The organism is Streptococcus vestibularis ATCC 49124 (genome assembly GCF_000188295.1).
GTDB classification, from domain to species: Bacteria; Bacillota; Bacilli; order Lactobacillales; family Streptococcaceae; genus Streptococcus; species Streptococcus vestibularis.
On record NZ_GL831132.1, the window covers coordinates 1 to 593 of the forward strand.

Annotated in this window: 1 protein-coding gene; it reads left to right on the forward strand. The window is 40.1% G+C overall.

Annotated elements, in window-relative coordinates; all coding sequences use genetic code 11:
* The coding region (locus HMPREF9425_RS09080; RefSeq protein ID WP_003098539.1) for an ISL3 family transposase at positions 1–593 on the forward strand (593 nt) is incomplete at both ends.

Sequence of the window (593 nt, forward strand, 5' to 3'; positions counted from 1 at the left end):
TATAGAGATTCAAGCAAAACTCGATTACCCTGCACCATCATGTCCTCACTGCCATGGAAAGATGATCAAATATGACTTTCAAAAAAACTCTAAAATCCCTCTTCTCGAGCAAGCTGGAACTCCAACTCTACTACATCTGAAAAAACGTCGTTTCCAGTGTAAAAGTTGTAGGAGAGTAACGGTGGCTGAGACATCTATCGTTGAGAAAAACTGCCAAATCTCTAATCTGGTCCGACAAAAGGTTACACAACTCCTAACTGAGAAGGTGTCACTAACGGATATTGCCAGAAGACTTCGTGTATCGACATCCACTGTCTATCGTAAGCTTGATCAGTTTTCTTTCAAGGAACATTTTGATAAACTCCCAAGGGTTATGTCCTGGGATGAGTTTGGTTTCAAGAAAGGGGAATTAGCTTTTGTAGCACAAAACTATGAGACCAACAAACTCATAACTATCCTTGATAATCGCCGTCAAACCACTATTCGAAACTACTTTTTGAAGTATCCATTGAAAGCTCGACAAAAGGTGCAGTTTATCACGATGGATATGTCTGGGGCTTATATTCCACTAGCCAAAAAACTTTTCCCAAACG